Here is a 16,611-nt window from a genome sequence, read left to right on the forward strand (position 1 = left end):
ATGATGAAGTTTCCATGCGGATTACGCATCGGCATCACCATCGGGCTTCGCCATGCGAACGAAAGCCTGTGGGTCAACGGCATCAAGCAGAACGCGCTGTATCTCGCGAAGCTCTTTCAGCATTCGCCGCTGGGTCACGATGTCGTGCTCGTCAACACCACGGACGTGCCGATCACTTCCGCCCTGCCCTGGGATCTCGAACAGTTTCCCACGTGCACGTTCGAAGAAGAAAAGGACACGCTCGACGTGCTGATCGAGCTGGGCGGCCAGATCAGCAACGAGCAGACCGCGTACCTGAAATCGCAGCACACGAAGATCGTCAGCTACTGCTGCGGGCCCGAGTACGTACAGATGACCGAAGCGATGATCTTCGGCCGCCGCCTGACCGATCACGTGTTCATCAATCAGAACTATGACCAGGTTTGGGTCATCCCGCAGGTGATGGAGACGACGGCCGGTTTTCTGGGCGTGCTTCGCCGCCAGGAAGTGGTGCCGGTGCCTTTCGTGTGGGACCCGATGTGTCTCGACATGCGTACGCACCATTTACCGTCCAAAGGCGAGTATCGACCGGGACGAGCAGCGGCGATGCGCGTCTCCGTCATGGAGCCCAATATCGACGTGCTGAAGTTCTGCCTCAATCCGCTCTTGATCGCGGAGCGCGCCTATCGGGAAATCGGCGAGCGGATGGGGTTCGTCCACGTGACCAATGCCGAGCATCTGGCGCGCTCGTGCCCGGAATTCATCGGCATCGCCCATTACCTCGACCTCGTGCGCGACGGCAAGGTCAGTTTCGTCGGCCGGCACGATACACCGCAGTTTCTCGCCGATCACACGGATATCGTCGTGTCGCATCAGTGGGGCCTGGCGCTCAACTACTTCTATTTCGACGTGGCATGGAACGGCTATGCGCTCGTGCACAACGCGCACCTTTGCAAGGACGTCGGGTACTACTACGCGGACAGCGATATCGACGCGGGGGCGAAGCAGCTCGTTCACGCGATCAAGCATCACGACGACGATTTCGACGCATACCGCGAGCGTCAGCGTGCCGCCATTGCGCCGTTCCTTGCCACCCACCAACCGCTCATTGCCCGTTACGACGAACTGCTCGGTCAGCTCGTGAAGCCCGGATTCGAATCGATTGCGGCCTGACAAAAAAACACAGGAGGAAAACAACCATGCGAAGCATTCGAACGCCGCGCGTGCCAGGCTGGGTGGCACTCGCAATGATGGCGGCGACATTGCACGCTCCCGCCGCGTCGGCGGCTTCCGATGATGTGGTCGCGACGGTGAACGGCGTCGCGCTGCATCGCGTCGAACTGGACGAAGCGATGACCGGGCGCCCCGAATCGGCTCGCGGCGAAGTGTTGCAGGGGCTCGTCGCGCGCGAGCTGCTTCGTCAGGCAGCCGAGCGCGACGGTTTGGGTAACGCACAACCCGTGCGCGCCGCCATGCAAAAAGCGAAAGTCGATACGGAGAATCGCCTGTACGTCGCCCGGCATGTGCCGGTGCAGCCGGTTACGGACGACGAAGTTCGCGAGCGCTACAACGAAATCGTCAGCCAGCTCGGACCGACCCAATACAAGGTCAGTCAAATGTCGTTCGCCGACGAACCGACCGCTCGCTTTGCGCTGGCGTTGCTCGAAAAGGGGGAAGCGTTCGCGAATGTCGCGACGCGCAGCCACGCAAGCGACGCGCAAACCGGTTGGATCAGCTTCAAGCTGCCGGTGAAAGAACGCCAGACGCTCGGTTTGCCGTTGCCGCTCGCGCAGGCACTCGCGACGATGCAGCCCGGCCAGTTCACGAACGCGCCATTGCACGTCGGTGACCGATTCATCGTTGCCCGGCTCGACGAGCGGCGCGATACGGTCATCCCGTCGTATGCGCAGGCCGGCGGCGCAATGCGCAAGGCGATGGAAAGCAAACGCAACGATGACGCCTTCGTCACGTTCATCGGCCAGCTTGCCCGAAAGGCCGAGATCCGGCCGGCTCAAATTCTGCGGAGTGCATCGCAATGAAATGGCTCTCGGACGTAGAAACCCGCATCACGCGCAGCGATTTGATCGGCGCATCGCGCCTGCTCGATACCGATCGTGCAATCGAGTCGGGCAACCCGCGAGCCTTCATTGCGTGCAGCCGGTTGATGCTGCTGCGCGGTCGGCTTCATGACGCGCAAGATATGCTCGATCGGGCGCTGCACATCGAACCGGACAGTGTCGACGCGCTGATCGAACGCGGGCGCCTTTCCATTCGCTTGGGAGACGATGTCGACGCATGCGAGTGGTTTCATCGCGTGGGGTTAAAGGAAAACCTCGGTGATAGCTGGCTGATCGATTGGTTCGATGCGTCGCTGCGTTGCAGTCGCGTCGAAGATGCCACCCATATCGCGCTCGTGCTGTGTCGGCATTTCGCTGCCGACGCTCACAACTGGTTCCGCCTCGGGCTCGCGAATCACGCTGCGCGCCACTACGCGCAAGCGCTCGCCGCCTATGAGAAGGCGGCTGACATGAATCCCCGCTTGCCGATGCTGCGCAACAATTGGGGCGCGGCTTACCTGGAATTGGGCCGGCATGACGAGGCGCGCAAGCTGCTCGAAACGACGATCGAGGAAGAACCCAACCATGCGTTGGCATGGACGAACCTCGCGTCCGTGCTGCTGAAAACCGGCAACATCGCCGATAGCCTCGTGGCAGCGGAGCGTGCTTGCGCCCTTGCGCCGAACTACGTCACGGCATTGCAGACGTATTCCTACGTGCTGCGTGAATGTGGGCGGTTCGACGCGGCGCTCGACATCGCGCAGCGTGCGCTGAGCCTCGAGCCGAACAACCCGTCGATCGTGTGGACCGTCGCGATGCTGCAATTGCTGCGCGGCGACTATGAGAACGGCTGGCGCAATCACGAAGCACGGTGGGCCGGATCGCCCGAACTGCGCGACATTTCACCGAACATCCCGGCTCCGCTTTGGAACGGTGAACCGCTCGCCGGCAAAACGATTTTTGTGTGGGGAGAACAGGGCCACGGCGACGCATTGCAATTCATGCGTTTCGTCCCGGCATTTGCCCAATACGTCAGGCAGCAACACGGAAAGCTCGTGTACTGCTGTTTCGAACCGCTGCATGCGCTTTTTGCACGCAGTCTTGGCGATGCGGTCGAAACGGTCATCGCACACAATCAGTGCCCTCTACCGCCGTTCGACTTTCATTTGCCGGTCGGCAGCCTGCCTTGCGTGCTCGATGCGCGGCTGGCCGACCTGCCCGGCACACCGTACCTGAAGGCCGATCGCGCGAACGTGGCCAACTGGCGTTCTGCGCTGCCAGGCGAGCGGAAATTGCGTGTCGGCATTGCGTGGAGCGGCAGCAAGACGCATCAGCGCAATCCGCTTCGCTCGGTCGATCCGATGGATTACGTCCATGCGCTCGCGGGCATGAGCGACGTGACGTTCGTCAATTTGCAGATGGATGCACATGGCGATGTGCTGCGTCTGCAAAACGCGGGGCTGCCGCTGCTCGATCCGACATCCGGTCTGTCGTCGTTCGACGATACGGCGGCGCTCGTCGCGAGCCTCGATCTGGTCATCACCGTCTGCACGTCGATCGCACATCTGGCAGGCGGGCTCGGCGTTCCAACCTGGGTACTGCTCGACGTGAATCCGCACTGGATCTGGATGACCGAGCGGGCCGACAGTCCGTGGTATCCGAACACCCGCCTTTATCGGCAGCCCGCATACGGGGAATGGGCGCCGGTGTTCGAAGCGTTGGCGCGCGATCTGGCGGTGCTCGCCTCGAAGCGGGACACGCACGAACCCATCACAACGAACCCAACGGGGAGCCTCCATTGAAACGGATCAATCTTTCAGCCGCGCTTCGCGCATGCGCCGACGATGTCGTTCGTCAGAAACTCGCGCAACAAGTCGGATTGCCGCCGCAAGCCATCGAACAGGTGTTTGCATCATCCGCGGCGATCCTGATTGCGGCATTGGCAGCCCGCGCAGCGGAAGGCCGCGATGAAACGATCGCTGTGTTCGGCGCGCTCATGTCGCGCACGATCAATCCGCGTATTCGCGACGAGTGCGCGACGTGGGTCGAGTCGACCGGAAAATTGAAAGAGCTCGAGCATGCGGGCTTCACGCTCGTCGCACACGCAACCGGCATCGATGCAACGGAATTGAGCGATCACGTGGCCGCGCGGGTTGCGGTGCCGGCCCAGGCGACATGCGCCCTCACTTGCGTGAGCGCGGCCATCGTCGGCGGGCTCGTCAAGCACCATATGCTCATCGAACAAGCTGACGTGTCCGACTTGCCGGGACTGTTCGCCGCACAACTCGCGACGATTGCCGAGCATCTGAACGACGATTCGATCGATGTGCTGGGTTATTTGCACGCGGATGTGAATGCGTTCCTCGATCAGGTGTCCACGCGACTCACGTCAGTCACCGCCGATTTCGAACCGGTGCGACCTCGTATCGGCGAAGGGACGACAGCGATCGATGCACCCGTGCGATCGCATCCGCAGTCGCAGCCGCCGATTCCGGCGCACAACCGCTACGACATCGGCAAGGTGTTCGTCAACGACATCCGCTTCACCAGCGCGATGCAGCCGTCACAAATGGGGCCGGCGGGGCCCGCGGCGAAGCGTGGCAAGCCGACATCCCGCCGCACGTGGAAAGTGTTCGCGCTGACGACGGCAACCGTCCTGGTTGTGGTTCTCGCATGGGGCAAGGTCTTTCACTGGCCGGACATGCAGTCGGCGCTTGCGCAGGTGACGCGTCCAGCAGTCAAGTCGATCAGCGTGATATCGGGTGCCATTTCTTCGCCCGACCTGAAGACTGCCAGCGTGAAGTAATTCCCGGACGTCCGGTCGCCCGTACCCACTCAATTGAGTCGTGCGTTCATGTCCCGGCACCCCCTCCTGAGCCGGGACATTTCAGCCGGCGAGGCTTCCCCTGCCTCGCCGGTTCTTTTTGATCGTCCGGGGCGCGTTCGTTGCCCTGCCAGTGGCGCAGCCGGGCTTTTGTCCAATCAAATCCCCGCCGCCCATTGATAACCAAACAACATCAATCCTTCCAAAAATCGCACTTATCGTTTCCCCGTCTCCGGGCGAACATGCCGAAAACGACAATCAACCGCTCCCCGCGCATTTTCCCGATTCACTGGAGACACCCAGATGCACCCCTCGCCCAGCCTTCCGACCGGACGTTCGAAGGCCGCCGCGGTATTCCGCGTAACGGCCGGCAACTTCCTCGAGCAGTTCGACTTCTTCCTGTTCGGCTTCTACGCCACCCAGATCGCGGCCGTATTCTTTCCCGCCGCGAGCGAGTTCGCGTCCCTGATGATGACGTTCGCCGTGTTCGGCGCCGGCTTCCTGATGCGGCCGCTGGGTGCGATCGTGCTGGGCGCATACATCGACGACGTCGGCCGCCGCAAGGGCCTCATCGTCACGCTCGCGATCATGGCGAGCGGCACCATCCTGATCGCGTTCGTGCCGGGCTACGCGACGATCGGCCTGCTCGCGCCGGCGCTCGTGCTGCTCGGGCGCCTGCTGCAAGGCTTTTCGGCGGGTGCCGAGCTGGGTGGCGTGTCGGTCTATCTGGCCGAAATGGCCACGCCCGGCCGCAAGGGCTTCTTCACGAGCTGGCAGTCGGCCAGCCAGCAGGTCGCGATCGTCGTCGCGGCGGCCCTCGGCTTCGCGCTCAATCACTGGCTCAGCGCGTCGGCGATCGCCGCGTGGGGCTGGCGCGTGCCGTTCTTCGTCGGCTGCATGATCGTGCCGTTCATCTTCATGCTGCGCCGCAAACTGGAGGAAACGCAGGAGTTCAAGGCACGCCGGCATCGTCCGACCATGAAGGAAGTCTTCACCACGCTGATGCATAACTGGCGCGTCGTGGTCGCCGGCATGATGCTGGTCGCGATGACCACGACCAGCTTCTATCTGATCACGGTCTATGCACCGACCTTCGGCAAGACCGTCCTGCACCTGAGCACCGCAGACAGCCTGCTCGTCACGCTGTGCGTGGGCCTGTCGAACTTCGTCTGGCTGCCGATCGGCGGCGCGCTGTCCGATCGCATCGGCCGCCGGCCGCTGCTCGTCGGCATGACGGTGCTCGCGATCGCGACCGCCTATCCCGCGCTGTCGCTGCTCGCTCATGCGCCGTCGTTCGTCAACATGCTGCTCGTGCTGCTGTGGCTGTCGTTCATGTACGGGATCTACAACGGCGCGATGGTCGTCGCGCTCACGGAAGTGATGCCGGTGGAAGTGCGCGTTGCCGGCTTCTCGCTCGCGTACAGCCTCGCGACGGCCGTGTTCGGCGGCTTCACGCCCGCCATCTCGACCGCGCTCATCCACATGACCGGCGACAAGGCCGCGCCGGGCTACTGGATGAGCCTTGCCGCGGCGTGCGCGCTGCTTGCGACGTTCGCGCTCTATCGCCGGCACCCGGCGACGCTCACGCCCGCGCACTGACGCGTGATGCCGAACGACCTGCCCCGACTTCGTAAGACCCGGACCAAGACAACGACCATGACGATGAAAAACCTGCTTCTGAAACTGTGCGCGACCGCGCTCGTCGCCACCAGCGCGGTCAGCGCGAACGTGCAGGCCGCCGACCTGCACGTGATGAGCTCGGGCGGCTTCACCGCCGCGTACAAGCTGCTCGGCCCGCAGTTCGCGTCGAGCACGGGCAACACGCTTGCCACCGCGCTCGGCCCGTCGATGGGCAAGTCGCCCGAAGCGATTCCGAACCGGCTCGCGCGCGGCGAGCCGGCCGACGCGGTGATCATGGTCGGCTATGCGCTCGACGATCTGATCAAGCAAGGCAAGGTGATCGCCGGATCGCGCGTCGAGCTGGCCGATTCGCGCATCGGTATGGTCGTGCGCGACGGCGCGGCTAAACCCGACATCAGCTCGCCCGACGCGCTGAAGCAGGTGCTGCTGCACGCGAAGTCGATCGCCTATTCGGACAGCGCGAGCGGCGTGTACATCGAGCGGGAACTGTTCAGGAAGCTCGGCATCGAGGATCAGGTGAAAGCGAAGGCGAAGATGGTCCCGCGGATTCCGGTCGCGTCCGTGGTCACGAACGGCGACTACGAAATCGGCTTCCAGCAGGTCAGCGAACTGCTGCCGGTTAAAGGCGCGACCTTCGTCGGCAAGATTCCCGAATCGCTGCAGTCGGTCACGCGTTTTGCCGCCGGCATCCCCGTCGGCGCGCAACATCCGAAGGAAGCGAAGGCGCTGCTCGACTATCTCGCGTCGCCCGACGTGCAGTCGGAAGTGAAATCGACCGGACTGGATTCCGTCTCCGCACACTGAGCACGCACCAAAGGGAAGGCGTGCGTCAGACCGCCTTCCCGTCACGCGCGGTATCGGCCTCGGCATCACCAGCGCCGTTCGGGCCCGCGGGCCCTGCCGCGTTCAGCATCCGCGCAAGACGCGCGCGATCGCACGCCCCTTCCCACGTCGACACGAAGATCACCGCACACGCGTTGCTGACCACGCTCGTCAGCGCACGCGCCTCCGACATGAAGCGATCGATCCCGACCAGCAGCGCGACGCCGGCCACCGGCAGATCGGGCATCACGGCGAGCGTCGCGACGAGCGCGACGAGTCCGCTGCCGGACACGCCTGCCGCGCCCTTCGACGTCAACAGCATCACCGCCAGCATCGCCGCGATTTGCGGCGCGGACAGCGGCACGTCGCACGCCTGCGCGATGAACAATGCCGCGAGCGTCAGGTAGATCGCGGTGCCGTCCAGGTTGAACGAGTAGCCGGCCGGCAGCACGAGGCCGACCACACCCTTGTCGCAACCGAGCGACTCCAGCTTGACGATCAGCCGCGGCAGCACCGGCTCCGTGGACGACGTCGCGAGCACGATCAGCAGCTCCTCGCGCAGATAGCGCAACAACCGCCACAACGCGAAGCCGTGCAGCCGCGCGAGCGGCGCGAGCACCAGCGCGACGAACAGCACGCAAGCCACGTAGAACGCCACCATCAGCCGCGCGAGCGAGCCGACCGAGCCGATGCCGAAGCGTCCCACCGTGAACGCCATCGCGCCGAATGCGCCGAGCGGCGCGAGCCGCATGACCATCGCAAGCACGCGAAACACGATCTGCGCGACGCCGTCGATCAGCGCCAGCACGGGCCGACCGGCCTGCGGATACGCATTCAGCGAAAAACCGAACAGCAGCGACAGCAGCAGCACGGGCAACACCTCGCCCTTCTGGAACGCGCCGAGCATCGTGTCGGGGATCACGCTCAACGCGAACTCGACGAGCCCGTGCGGTTGCGCGTGCGGTGCATATTGCGCGAGGATGCTCGCGTCGAGATGGTGGACGTCGACGTGCATGCCGGCGCCGGGCCGCAGCACGAACGCGGTGACGAGCCCGAACGCGAGCGCGATGGCGGTCAGCAGATAGAACAGCACCAGCGCGCGGACGATCGTGCGCCCGATGGCCTTGCCGTTCGCGAGCGACGTGATGCCGGAGACGATCGTGCAGAACACGATCGGCGCGATCATCATCCGCACGAGACCGACGAATGCATCGCTGAGCGGCTTGAGCATCGCGCCCACCGACGGCCAGAAGTGCCCGACGCTCACGCCGAGCACCATCGCGAGCAGAACCTGCACGTAGAGCGAACGAAGCGGTCTTGCCCACCTCACGATGCTGTCTTCCTCGATGTTCCTGTTGTATTCATCGGATATTTTGTATTCGTCACGTCGATCCGTCGCTGCGTGCGGCGCCGGTGCCGGCGCCCGCACGTTTGGCGTCGACGATGGCGCGGTGAAACTCTTCCGCGGCCGGCGTCAGCGGGCGCCCGCGCCGTTTCACGATACCGACCCGGCGCTTGACCACCGGTTCGACGAGCGGCACGCTCGTGAGCAGCGGATGGTCGTGTCCGGGCATCGCCATCGACGGCACCGCGGCCACGCCGAGCCCGGCTTCGATCAAGCCGAGCAGCGTCGTCACGTGGCGCGTTTCGCATACGCTCGGCGCACGCGGCGCGACGGTCGTCAGCGCCTGGTCGAGCAGCAGGCGGTTGCCGGACGTCTTGTCCACCGACACATACTCGTACTCGTAAAGCTCGTTCCAGGTCACGCGCTTCTTGCGCGCGAGCGGATGGTCGCGCCGGCATGCGGCGACGAAGCGCTCCTGCAGCAGCAGCTTGAAGTCGATCTCGGGCTCCTGGCTGCCCATGAAGCTCACGCCGAAATCGGCCTCGCCGCTGATCACGGCGCTCAGCACCTCGTTCGCGCCGGCATCCAGCAGCTTGACGCGGATGCGCGGAAAGCGGCGATGATAGCTCGCGATCACGTTCGGCAAGAAGTAGTACGCCACCGACGGCACGCACGCGATCGTCACATGACCGAGGCGGCTCGTTGACACGTCGCGGATGCCGAGCAGCGCGACGTCGAGATCGTCCAGCAGTTGCTCGGCGCTCGGCGCGAACACGCGCCCGACGGTGGTCAGCGTGACGCTGCGCGTGGTGCGCTCGAACAGGCGCACGCCGAGCGCTTCCTCGAGTTTGTCGATCCGCCGACTCAACGCGGGTTGCGAAATGCTGATCGCGTCGGCGGCCTTCCGGAAGCTGCCCAGCTCCACCACCGCGCGAAACGCCTGCAAGTCGGTCAGATCGAAGTTGATTCCCACGGGCCGTCTCCCCATCTCAGTTGCCGCGTATTGTGCATGATCCGGGCAAAGCCGACCCACACCATCCCGCTATGCGCGATGCCGCAACGCATCGATCACGATCGAGAACGCGCGCGATGCCTGGCGGCGGCTCGGATAGTACGCGTGATAGCCGGGAAACACCGGGCACCAGTCCGGCATCACGATCCGCAGTTGCCCGCTGCGCACGTGGTCGAGCACGATGTCCTCGGTGACGAACGCAATGCCGAAGCCGTCGAGCGCCGCCTGCACCATATGCGGTTGCGTATTGCAGGTGATGCGGCCGCTCACGCGCGCCTGGATCTCGTTCCTGCCCTTCTTCAATTCCCACGCATAGATGCCCTTCGCGGTCGCGAGCCGCAGCGTCACGCAGTCGTGATCGAGCAGGTCCTGCGGCGTTTTCGGCGGCTTGCGGCCGTCGAGATAGGCCGGCGACGCGACCATCGTCATCCGGATGTCCGGGCTGATGCGCACCGCGATCATGTCCTTCGCGACCTGGTCGCCGTAGCGCACGCCGATGTCGTAGCGCTCCTCGACGACGTTCGCCAGCCCGTAGTCGACCGACAGCTCGACGCGGATGTCCGGGTAATCGGGCAGCACGCGCCTGAGCTTCGGCCAGATGATCGTGTCGATCGGATGCTCGGTGGCCGTGATCCGCACGACGCCGGCCGGCTTGTCGCGGAAATCGGCCACCGCGGCGAGCTTCATCTCGATCTCGTCGATGCGCGGCGCGACGGCCTGAAACAGTTCCTCGCCGGCTTCGGTCGTCGACACGCTGCGCGTCGTGCGCGTCAGCAGCCGCACGCCGAGGCGCGTCTCGAGATCGCGGACCGTCTGGCTCAGCGCCGATTGCGACACGCCGAGCCGCGCCGCCGCGCGCGTGAAGCTCCGGTCGCGCGCCACCGCCAGAAACACGAGCAGATCGTTGAGGTTTTCGCGCGGCATGTCGGGCGGCTCCTGTCGAAACGGACGCCCATCGTAGCACCGACACCTCCCCGCGCCGCCCGCCGCGGCCTCGGTCGATTCATCGGCGCAGCTTATAAGTCCAAGCGCGCCGCGCTACTTAATCGATCGATCGCGGGCCGATAGACTGCGAAGCGTTCAGGCTGCCGTGCGCCTTCCCAGCCTCGGGAACCTTCCACGTATTCTCCCCGGAGTCCATCCCATGAAATCCCTTCTTCGTCTCTTCGTCGCCGCGCTTGCCGTTTCCGCTCCGTTGCTCGCCCATGCGCAGGGCCTGACGCGCGAGCAGGTGCGCGAGGACATGATTCGCTACGAAGCCGCCGGCTTCAATCCGGCGCGCGCCAATCCGCGCACGTGGGTCGACGATGCGCGGGCTGCATCCACGCACGTAATGGCGGCGCGCGATGCCGACGGCCGCACGTCGTTGGCCGATCGCGGCACGGCGGTCGTCGCGCATTGCGACTGACGCGCCCATCGCCGACGCCACCGATCCGCACTCTTCCCGATTCCACGATGCAAGCCGTTTCCTCTTCCGATCGCGGGCCCGCGCCCGTTCGCGCCGCCGCGTGGGGCGCCGTCCTCGCGATGGCGCTCGGCGCGTTCGCGCTCGTCGCATCCGAATTCATGCCGGTCAGCCTGCTGACGCCGATCGCGCACGACCTGCGGATCAGCGAAGGGCAAGCGGGCCAGGCGATCTCCGTGTCGGGCGCGTTCGCGCTGCTCACGAGCCTGTTCATCTCGTCGCTGGCCGGGCGGCGCGACCGCAAGCGGGTGCTGCTGTCGCTGACGGTGCTGATGATCGTGTCCGGCACGGTCGTCGCATTCGCGCCGAACTATCTGGCGTTCATCGCCGGGCGCGCGCTGATCGGCGTCGCCATCGGCGGGTTCTGGTCGATGTCGGCGGCCACCGCGATGCGCCTCGTGCCGGACCGGCAGGTGCCGCGCGCGCTGGCGATCGTCAACGGCGGCAACGCGCTGGCCACCGTCGTCGCCGCGCCGCTCGGCAGCTTCCTCGGCGGCATCGTCGGCTGGCGATGGGCGTTCTTCTGCGTCGTGCCGGTCGCCGCGATCGCGTTCGGCTGGAAGCTCGCGAGCCTGCCGCGGATGCACGCCGCGCACGGCAGCGCCTCGCCCGGGCGCGCGTTCGCGCTGCTGGCGAGCGCGCCCGGCGCGCTCGGCATGGCGGCGGTCAGCGTCTTTTTCATGGGGCAGGTCACGCTGTTCACGTACTTGCGGCCGTTCCTCGAAGCCGTGACGCATGCGGGCGCCACCGGGTTGTCGGTGCTGCTGCTCGTGATCGGCGTCGCCGGGTTCGCGGGGACGATCCTGATCGGCACGTTCCTGCAACGCGGGCTGTACCGGACGTTGATCGTCATCCCCGGCCTGATGGCGGCGGTCGCCGTCGCGCTGATCGCGTTCGGCCATTCGATCGGCGCGACCGCCGCGCTGCTGGCCGTCTGGGGGCTGCTCGGCACCGCGGCGCCCGTCGGCTGGTGGACGTGGCTCGCCCGTGCGCTGCCGCGCGACGCGGAAGCCGGCGGCGGCCTGATGGTGGCGGTCGTGCAGCTCGCGATCGCGCTCGGCGCGACGGCCGGCGGCGTGCTGTTCGACCTGCACGGCTATCGCGCGACGTTCGGGCTGAGCGCGGGCCTGCTCGTCGTCGCCGGCGTGTTCGCCGCGCTGGCGGCGCGGGCCGCGTTGCGCGCCGAGGCCGCCGGCCGCGCGTGACGACCGCAGCCGGCCGTCGCGGTTTTTTTACACACCCCGTGTAACGCCCGCGTCCTGCCGCGCGCCGCCGTAGGCGGCGTCCAGATAACGCAGCAGCCGGTGCGGCGTCAGCGGCTTCGCACAATGCGCGTCGAAGCCGGCTTCGCGCGCACGCTCGCGATCGCTCTGCGACGCGAATGCGGTGCACGCGATAAGCAGCATGTCGGCGGTGTGCGGGTCGCCGCGCAGCCGCGTCGCGAGTTGCAGGCCGTCGAGGCCCGGCATCGCGATGTCCAGCACGATCGCGAACGGCTGCCAGTCGCGCGCGAGATCGCAGACGGCGAACGGATCGTCCGCGACGCGGCATTCGAAGCCGCGCGCCTGGAGCAGCAATCGCAGCGCATCGGCCGCGTCGCGATAGTCGTCGACGACCAGCACGCGGCGCAGCCGGCGCGGCACGCTATCGGGTGGGCGCCACAGCAGCACGTCGTCGGCGGCCGGATCGTCGCCGGAGAGGATTTGCATCGCGTTTCTCCTGTGATCGGACACGGCCCCGGCGCAAACTGCGCGCCCATATTGGCGCAACCGCCTGCACGCGGCATGCCGGTTGCTGCAAATGGTCGAAATCGTCGATATGGGAGCCGTCGATGCGCGCACCGCCGCTGTTCCGACCCGGTAGGGACTTCAATCCGCCTGCAGCCCGCCGGCGAACGCCCCGTGACACAGGGGCGGCAACTACCCGCGCGGGAGGCCATGCATGACGCGCCACGCGCCCGCAAAGCCGGCCTCGCCCGACGACCAAGCGCCGGCCACGCTCGACGCGTGCCGCCGCTGCGGACTGTGGGAACACGCGACGCAGCCGGTGCCCGGCGCGGGGCCCACGAACGCGCGCATCATGCTGGTCGGCGAGCAGCCGGGCGATCAGGAAGACCGCACGGGCATCCCGTTCGTCGGCGCGGCTGGCCGCATGCTCGACCGCGCGCTCGACGAAGCCGGCATCGAGCGCGCGAGCGTGTACGTGACCAACGCGGTGAAGCACTTCAAATGGGAGCCGCGCGGCAAGCGGCGGATGCACAAGACGCCCGCGCAGCGCGAGGTTGCCGCGTGCCATTACTGGCTCGAGCGCGAGCTCGCCGCGCTGGGCCCGCGCGTGATCGTCGCGCTCGGCGCGACGGCGCTGCGGGCCGTGCTGCAGGACAACGACGCGACGCTGGAGCGCACGCGCCAGCCCGTGCGCTCGCCCGACGGCTGTCTCGTCGTCGCGACCTATCACCCGTCCTACGTGCTGCGCACGCGCGGCGCCGATTCGCGCGAGCAGGCTTACCGGACGCTCGTCGACGCGCTGCGCACCGCGTCGCGCCTCGCGCGCGGCAGCGGCGGCACGCACGGCGCTCGGGGAGACGCCGAATGAACGATCTGCGCGGCGACGACGCGTCGCGCGAGGCCGGCGCTGGTGCTGGTGCTGGTGCTGGTGCTGGTGCTGGTGCCGGTGCCGGTGCCGGTGCCGGTGCCGGTGCTGGTGCCGATGCTGGCGCCGGTGCCGATGCTGGTGCCGCTGCCGGTACCGCCGCCGCTGCCACCGCCGCCCCCGCCGCGAAGCCCTGGTACCGCCGGCTCGGCCCCGGCCTGCTCGCGGGCGCGTCGGACGCCGACCCGAGCAACATCGCGGTCTATGCGCAGGCCGGCAGCCAGTTCGGCTTCCACATGCTGTGGATGACCATCGTCGCGCTGCCGATGATGGTGGCCGTGCAGCTCGCGTCGGCGTTCATCGGACGCACCAATCGCGAAGGCCTCGTCGCGGGCATCCGCAAGCAGTTCTCCGACCGGCTCGCCAAAGGGCTGATCGTGATGATCGTGATCGTCAACGTGATCAATGTCGGCGCCGATCTCGCCGCGATGGGCGACGCGACCGCGCTCGTCGCCGGCGGGCGCAGCTACTGGTATGCGCCCGTCTACGGCCTCGGGTCGCTCGCGCTGCAGGTGCTGCTGTCCTACGAGCGCTACGCGCGCTGGCTGAAATGGATGACGCTCGGCCTGCTCGCGTACGTGCTCGAACTCGGCTTCGTGCACATCGACTGGCGCAACCTGCTGCACGCGCTCGTGCTGCCGCATGTCGCGTTCACGCACGAATACGCGACGACCGCGGTCGCGGTGCTCGGCACGACGCTGAGCCCGTACCTGTTCGTGTGGCAGGCCGCGCTCGAAGTGGAGGAAACCCAGGCCGAGCGCCGCAACGGCGACACCGCGTGCGCGCCCGGCGCGCGCCGCGAGGCCGAACGACGCATCACGTTCGATACGTGGACTGGGATGATCGTGACCAACGCGGTGTCGTTCTGCATCATGGTGATCGGCGCGGCGGTGTTCTTCACGCACGGCAAGCACGACATCGGCTCCACCGCGCAGGCCGCCGAGGCGCTGCGCCCGATCGCCGGCGAAGCGGCGTTCCTGGTGTTCGCGTTCGGCATCGTCGGCTGCGGGCTGCTCGCGATCCCCGCATTCGCAGGCAGCGCCGCCTATGGCTGCGCGGAGGCCTGGCGGTTCCGCGAAGGCCTGAACGAGCCGGTGCGGCGCGCGCCCGCGTTCTATGCGGTGCTGGCGGCCTGCGTGCTCGTCGGCATCGCGATCTGTTTCAGTCCGGTCAATCCGATCAAGGCGCTGTACTGGAGCGCGGTGCTCAATGGCATCGCGGCGGTGCCGATGCTCGTGCTGGTGATGCTGCTGTCGCAGCGGCGCGACGCGGCCGGTCAGCCGGGCAGCGGGATCGTGTCGAAACTGTTCGGATGGCTCGCGGTCGCGCTGATGGCGGCGTCGGTGGTCCTGATGACTGTGGACATGCTGAGCTGAGCGTGACGATGCGATTGAAGGCGGTTGCGTGCGCAACCATTGAAGCGAAAACGGGAAAGGAAGAGCACAGAGGAAAAAAGCCGGCCAACCGAGCGGCCGCGTGTGCGACACAGCCCGGTTGCCGGTCCGGCGCGGTTACATCATCTTGCCGCGCGAACGTTCGGCACGCGCCGCATCGGCCGCCGATTCCACCTTCTTCACTTCCTCTGGCGGCGGCAGCACGGCCTTGAAGCCCATCGACTCGATCCACATCTCGCGCGCCCAGCCGCGGGTGTGATACAGGTGATGGTCCTCGTCGGCCTCGACCTCGTCGTGCGCGGCCTTCAGCGCCTTCGCCGCGTCGCTGTCGCGCAGTTGGTCAGCCGCATAGCCGATCAGCTCCCAGTTCAGGTGATCCTTGGTTTCGGCGAGCACCACGCATTCGGCCGCGACGACCTGCGCGACCGCCGGATCGGCCTGCTTCTTCGCCTGCTCGATCACCTGGACCAGCGACTTGCCGGTCGCCGCCACCGCGGCACGCCCCGGCGACTGCGTGTCCGGATCGAGACCGAGCGTTTCGAACAGCTTGCGCAGCACCTCCTGGTGATGCATCGTCTCGCGGTGGTACTTCTCCCATTCCTTGTGCAGGTCCGCGTCGGTCGCGCACTTGATCGCGGCCTCGTAGATCTTCGCCCCGCCAAGCTCGGTCTCGTACGCCTGACAGAGCAGTTCGAGGATGCCTTCGTGCTTCGATTGCCGTTGGGCCATGACTGCTTCTCCGAAAATGCGGGCCGCCCACGCGGCCCTGGGGTTGAACCGGGCGCGCGTTACTGCGCGCCCACCTTGCGTTGGAGCGCCTCCGCCATGCTCAGGTGATGCTTGAGCGTCGGCAGCGTGGCTTTCGCGAATGCGCGCAGCTGCGGATCCTTGCCGTCGCGCGCCTCGCCTTCGAACAGCGCGACCGCCTTGCGGTGCGCGTCGGGGCCGGCCGCCGCGACATACGCGGTGTCGAAGTCGTGGCCGCTCTTGCCGCGCAGCGCCTCGACGTCCGGATCCGAGATCTGCTCGACCTGCGGCTTCATGCCCTTGCGCGCGGCGATCTGGGTGAGCTTCGCGTTCGCCTTGCCGTGATCGGCCACCATGCGTTTCGCGAATGCGCGCACGTCCGCCGACTGCGCCTGCTTCAACGCGAGCTGGCTCGCCTGCACCTCGGCCTTGCCGGCCATCGCGGCCTTGTCGATGAATTCCGCGTCGCCGCCCTGCGGCGCCTTCGCCATGCCCGTGTCGCCCATGGCGGCGCCCGACGACGGGTTGATCACGCCGCCCGGCACATGCGAATTCGATGCGGGCGGCTCGCTCGGCATCTGTGCGTGCGCGAGTCCCGACACGGCGAGCACGCCCGCGGCGAGCGCCGCGATCGTCCAGTTGGGTTGCTTCATGCGCTTTCTCCTTGTGTGGG

16 protein-coding genes are annotated in these 16,611 nt (G+C 66.6%); 10 read left to right on the forward strand and 6 right to left on the reverse strand.

Going from position 1 to position 16,611, the window contains the following annotated elements:
- Nucleotides 1-3 precede the first annotated feature (3 nt).
- The 6 genes from ABIC50_RS14200 (at nucleotide 4) to ABIC50_RS14225 (ending at nucleotide 7,305) form a co-directional block, all read left to right on the forward strand.
- Entirely contained in the window at nucleotides 4-1,152 is a 1,149-nt protein-coding gene (locus tag ABIC50_RS14200; protein ID WP_354165257.1) for a DUF2827 domain-containing protein, read from the forward strand.
- Nucleotides 1,153-1,289: 137 nt separating this feature from the next.
- The gene (locus ABIC50_RS14205; RefSeq protein ID WP_354164759.1) at nucleotides 1,290-2,018 is read left to right on the forward strand and encodes a peptidylprolyl isomerase; all 729 of its coding nucleotides are present in this window, start codon (nucleotides 1,290-1,292) and stop codon (nucleotides 2,016-2,018) included.
- Nucleotides 2,015-3,838 carry a tetratricopeptide repeat protein gene (locus ABIC50_RS14210; protein ID WP_354164762.1) on the forward strand — a complete coding sequence of 608 codons (1,824 nt, stop codon included), beginning with the start codon at nucleotides 2,015-2,017 and terminating at the stop codon, nucleotides 3,836-3,838. Before ABIC50_RS14205 ends, ABIC50_RS14210 begins: the two co-directional genes overlap by 4 nt.
- Nucleotides 3,835-4,842, forward strand: coding sequence for a hypothetical protein (locus ABIC50_RS14215; protein ID WP_354164764.1), 1,008 nt, complete (start codon nucleotides 3,835-3,837; stop codon nucleotides 4,840-4,842). Before ABIC50_RS14210 ends, ABIC50_RS14215 begins: the two co-directional genes overlap by 4 nt.
- 321 nt (nucleotides 4,843-5,163) lie before the next feature.
- Entirely contained in the window at nucleotides 5,164-6,459 is a 1,296-nt protein-coding gene (locus ABIC50_RS14220; RefSeq protein WP_105832390.1) for an MFS transporter, read from the forward strand.
- Nucleotides 6,460-6,522: 63 nt separating this feature from the next.
- Nucleotides 6,523-7,305 (forward strand): substrate-binding domain-containing protein, encoded by a 783-nt coding sequence (locus ABIC50_RS14225; RefSeq protein ID WP_354164766.1) that lies wholly within the window; start codon nucleotides 6,523-6,525, stop codon nucleotides 7,303-7,305.
- Between the two features lie 25 nt (nucleotides 7,306-7,330).
- Here ABIC50_RS14225 and dctA read toward each other — a convergent pair whose 3' ends face one another.
- From dctA to ABIC50_RS14240, 3 genes are all read right to left on the reverse strand, one after another.
- The gene (dctA, locus tag ABIC50_RS14230) at nucleotides 7,331-8,653 is read right to left on the reverse strand and encodes a C4-dicarboxylate transporter DctA (RefSeq protein WP_354164769.1); all 1,323 of its coding nucleotides are present in this window, start codon (nucleotides 8,651-8,653) and stop codon (nucleotides 7,331-7,333) included.
- Nucleotides 8,654-8,705: 52 nt separating this feature from the next.
- Nucleotides 8,706-9,641 (reverse strand): LysR family transcriptional regulator, encoded by a 936-nt coding sequence (locus ABIC50_RS14235; RefSeq protein WP_175664696.1) that lies wholly within the window; start codon nucleotides 9,639-9,641, stop codon nucleotides 8,706-8,708.
- Nucleotides 9,642-9,710: 69 nt separating this feature from the next.
- Nucleotides 9,711-10,604, reverse strand: coding sequence for a LysR family transcriptional regulator (locus tag ABIC50_RS14240; RefSeq protein ID WP_354164772.1), 894 nt, complete (start codon nucleotides 10,602-10,604; stop codon nucleotides 9,711-9,713).
- A gap of 220 nt (nucleotides 10,605-10,824) precedes the next feature.
- On the opposite strand from ABIC50_RS14240, the gene ABIC50_RS14245 reads away from it, so the two are divergent.
- Nucleotides 10,825-11,088 carry a DUF4148 domain-containing protein gene (locus ABIC50_RS14245; RefSeq protein ID WP_175679557.1) on the forward strand — a complete coding sequence of 88 codons (264 nt, stop codon included), beginning with the start codon at nucleotides 10,825-10,827 and terminating at the stop codon, nucleotides 11,086-11,088.
- A 47-nt stretch (nucleotides 11,089-11,135) separates the two neighbouring features.
- Nucleotides 11,136-12,350 (forward strand): MFS transporter, encoded by a 1,215-nt coding sequence (locus ABIC50_RS14250; protein WP_354164775.1) that lies wholly within the window; start codon nucleotides 11,136-11,138, stop codon nucleotides 12,348-12,350.
- Between the two features lie 27 nt (nucleotides 12,351-12,377).
- Here the strand turns inward: ABIC50_RS14250 and ABIC50_RS14255 are convergent, their stop codons facing one another.
- Complete coding sequence (locus tag ABIC50_RS14255; protein WP_212073917.1) at nucleotides 12,378-12,854, reverse strand: response regulator; 477 nt, start codon at nucleotides 12,852-12,854, stop codon at nucleotides 12,378-12,380.
- Between the two features lie 232 nt (nucleotides 12,855-13,086).
- Between ABIC50_RS14255 and ABIC50_RS14260 the strand changes: the two genes are divergently transcribed.
- Both ABIC50_RS14260 and ABIC50_RS14265 read left to right on the forward strand, forming a co-directional pair.
- Nucleotides 13,087-13,740 carry a UdgX family uracil-DNA binding protein gene (locus ABIC50_RS14260; RefSeq protein WP_354164778.1) on the forward strand — a complete coding sequence of 218 codons (654 nt, stop codon included), beginning with the start codon at nucleotides 13,087-13,089 and terminating at the stop codon, nucleotides 13,738-13,740.
- Nucleotides 13,737-15,173, forward strand: a complete 1,437-nt coding sequence (locus tag ABIC50_RS14265; RefSeq protein ID WP_354164781.1) for an NRAMP family divalent metal transporter — start codon at nucleotides 13,737-13,739, stop codon at nucleotides 15,171-15,173. The genes ABIC50_RS14260 and ABIC50_RS14265 overlap by 4 nt, the downstream gene beginning before the upstream one ends.
- A gap of 135 nt (nucleotides 15,174-15,308) precedes the next feature.
- Here the strand turns inward: ABIC50_RS14265 and ABIC50_RS14270 are convergent, their stop codons facing one another.
- Nucleotides 15,309-15,920 carry a DUF892 family protein gene (locus ABIC50_RS14270; RefSeq protein WP_011660535.1) on the reverse strand — a complete coding sequence of 204 codons (612 nt, stop codon included), beginning with the start codon at nucleotides 15,918-15,920 and terminating at the stop codon, nucleotides 15,309-15,311.
- Between the two features lie 59 nt (nucleotides 15,921-15,979).
- Nucleotides 15,980-16,591 carry a DUF4142 domain-containing protein gene (locus ABIC50_RS14275; protein ID WP_175736796.1) on the reverse strand — a complete coding sequence of 204 codons (612 nt, stop codon included), beginning with the start codon at nucleotides 16,589-16,591 and terminating at the stop codon, nucleotides 15,980-15,982.
- Nucleotides 16,592-16,611 lie beyond the last annotated feature (20 nt).

Source organism: Burkholderia sp. 567 (genome assembly GCF_040545115.1).
In the GTDB taxonomy this organism is placed as follows: Bacteria; Pseudomonadota; Gammaproteobacteria; order Burkholderiales; family Burkholderiaceae; genus Burkholderia; species Burkholderia ambifaria.

Excerpts from the sequence above, each read along its gene's own strand:
- ABIC50_RS14250 (WP_354164775.1), top strand. The coding sequence starts at position 11,136 with ATGCAAGCCGTTTCCTCTTCCGATCGCGGGCCCGCGCCCGTTCGCGCC.
- ABIC50_RS14260 (WP_354164778.1), top strand. The coding sequence starts at position 13,087 with ATGACGCGCCACGCGCCCGCAAAGCCGGCCTCGCCCGACGACCAAGCG.
- ABIC50_RS14275 (WP_175736796.1), bottom strand. The coding sequence starts at position 16,591 with ATGAAGCAACCCAACTGGACGATCGCGGCGCTCGCCGCGGGCGTGCTC.
- ABIC50_RS14265 (WP_354164781.1), top strand. The coding sequence starts at position 13,737 with ATGAACGATCTGCGCGGCGACGACGCGTCGCGCGAGGCCGGCGCTGGT.
- ABIC50_RS14240 (WP_354164772.1), bottom strand. The coding sequence starts at position 10,604 with ATGCCGCGCGAAAACCTCAACGATCTGCTCGTGTTTCTGGCGGTGGCG.
- ABIC50_RS14210 (WP_354164762.1), top strand. The coding sequence starts at position 2,015 with ATGAAATGGCTCTCGGACGTAGAAACCCGCATCACGCGCAGCGATTTG.
- ABIC50_RS14220 (WP_105832390.1), top strand. The coding sequence starts at position 5,164 with ATGCACCCCTCGCCCAGCCTTCCGACCGGACGTTCGAAGGCCGCCGCG.
- ABIC50_RS14200 (WP_354165257.1), top strand. The coding sequence starts at position 4 with ATGAAGTTTCCATGCGGATTACGCATCGGCATCACCATCGGGCTTCGC.
- ABIC50_RS14225 (WP_354164766.1), top strand. The coding sequence starts at position 6,523 with ATGAAAAACCTGCTTCTGAAACTGTGCGCGACCGCGCTCGTCGCCACC.
- ABIC50_RS14245 (WP_175679557.1), top strand. The coding sequence starts at position 10,825 with ATGAAATCCCTTCTTCGTCTCTTCGTCGCCGCGCTTGCCGTTTCCGCT.
- ABIC50_RS14270 (WP_011660535.1), bottom strand. The coding sequence starts at position 15,920 with ATGGCCCAACGGCAATCGAAGCACGAAGGCATCCTCGAACTGCTCTGT.
- ABIC50_RS14255 (WP_212073917.1), bottom strand. The coding sequence starts at position 12,854 with ATGCAAATCCTCTCCGGCGACGATCCGGCCGCCGACGACGTGCTGCTG.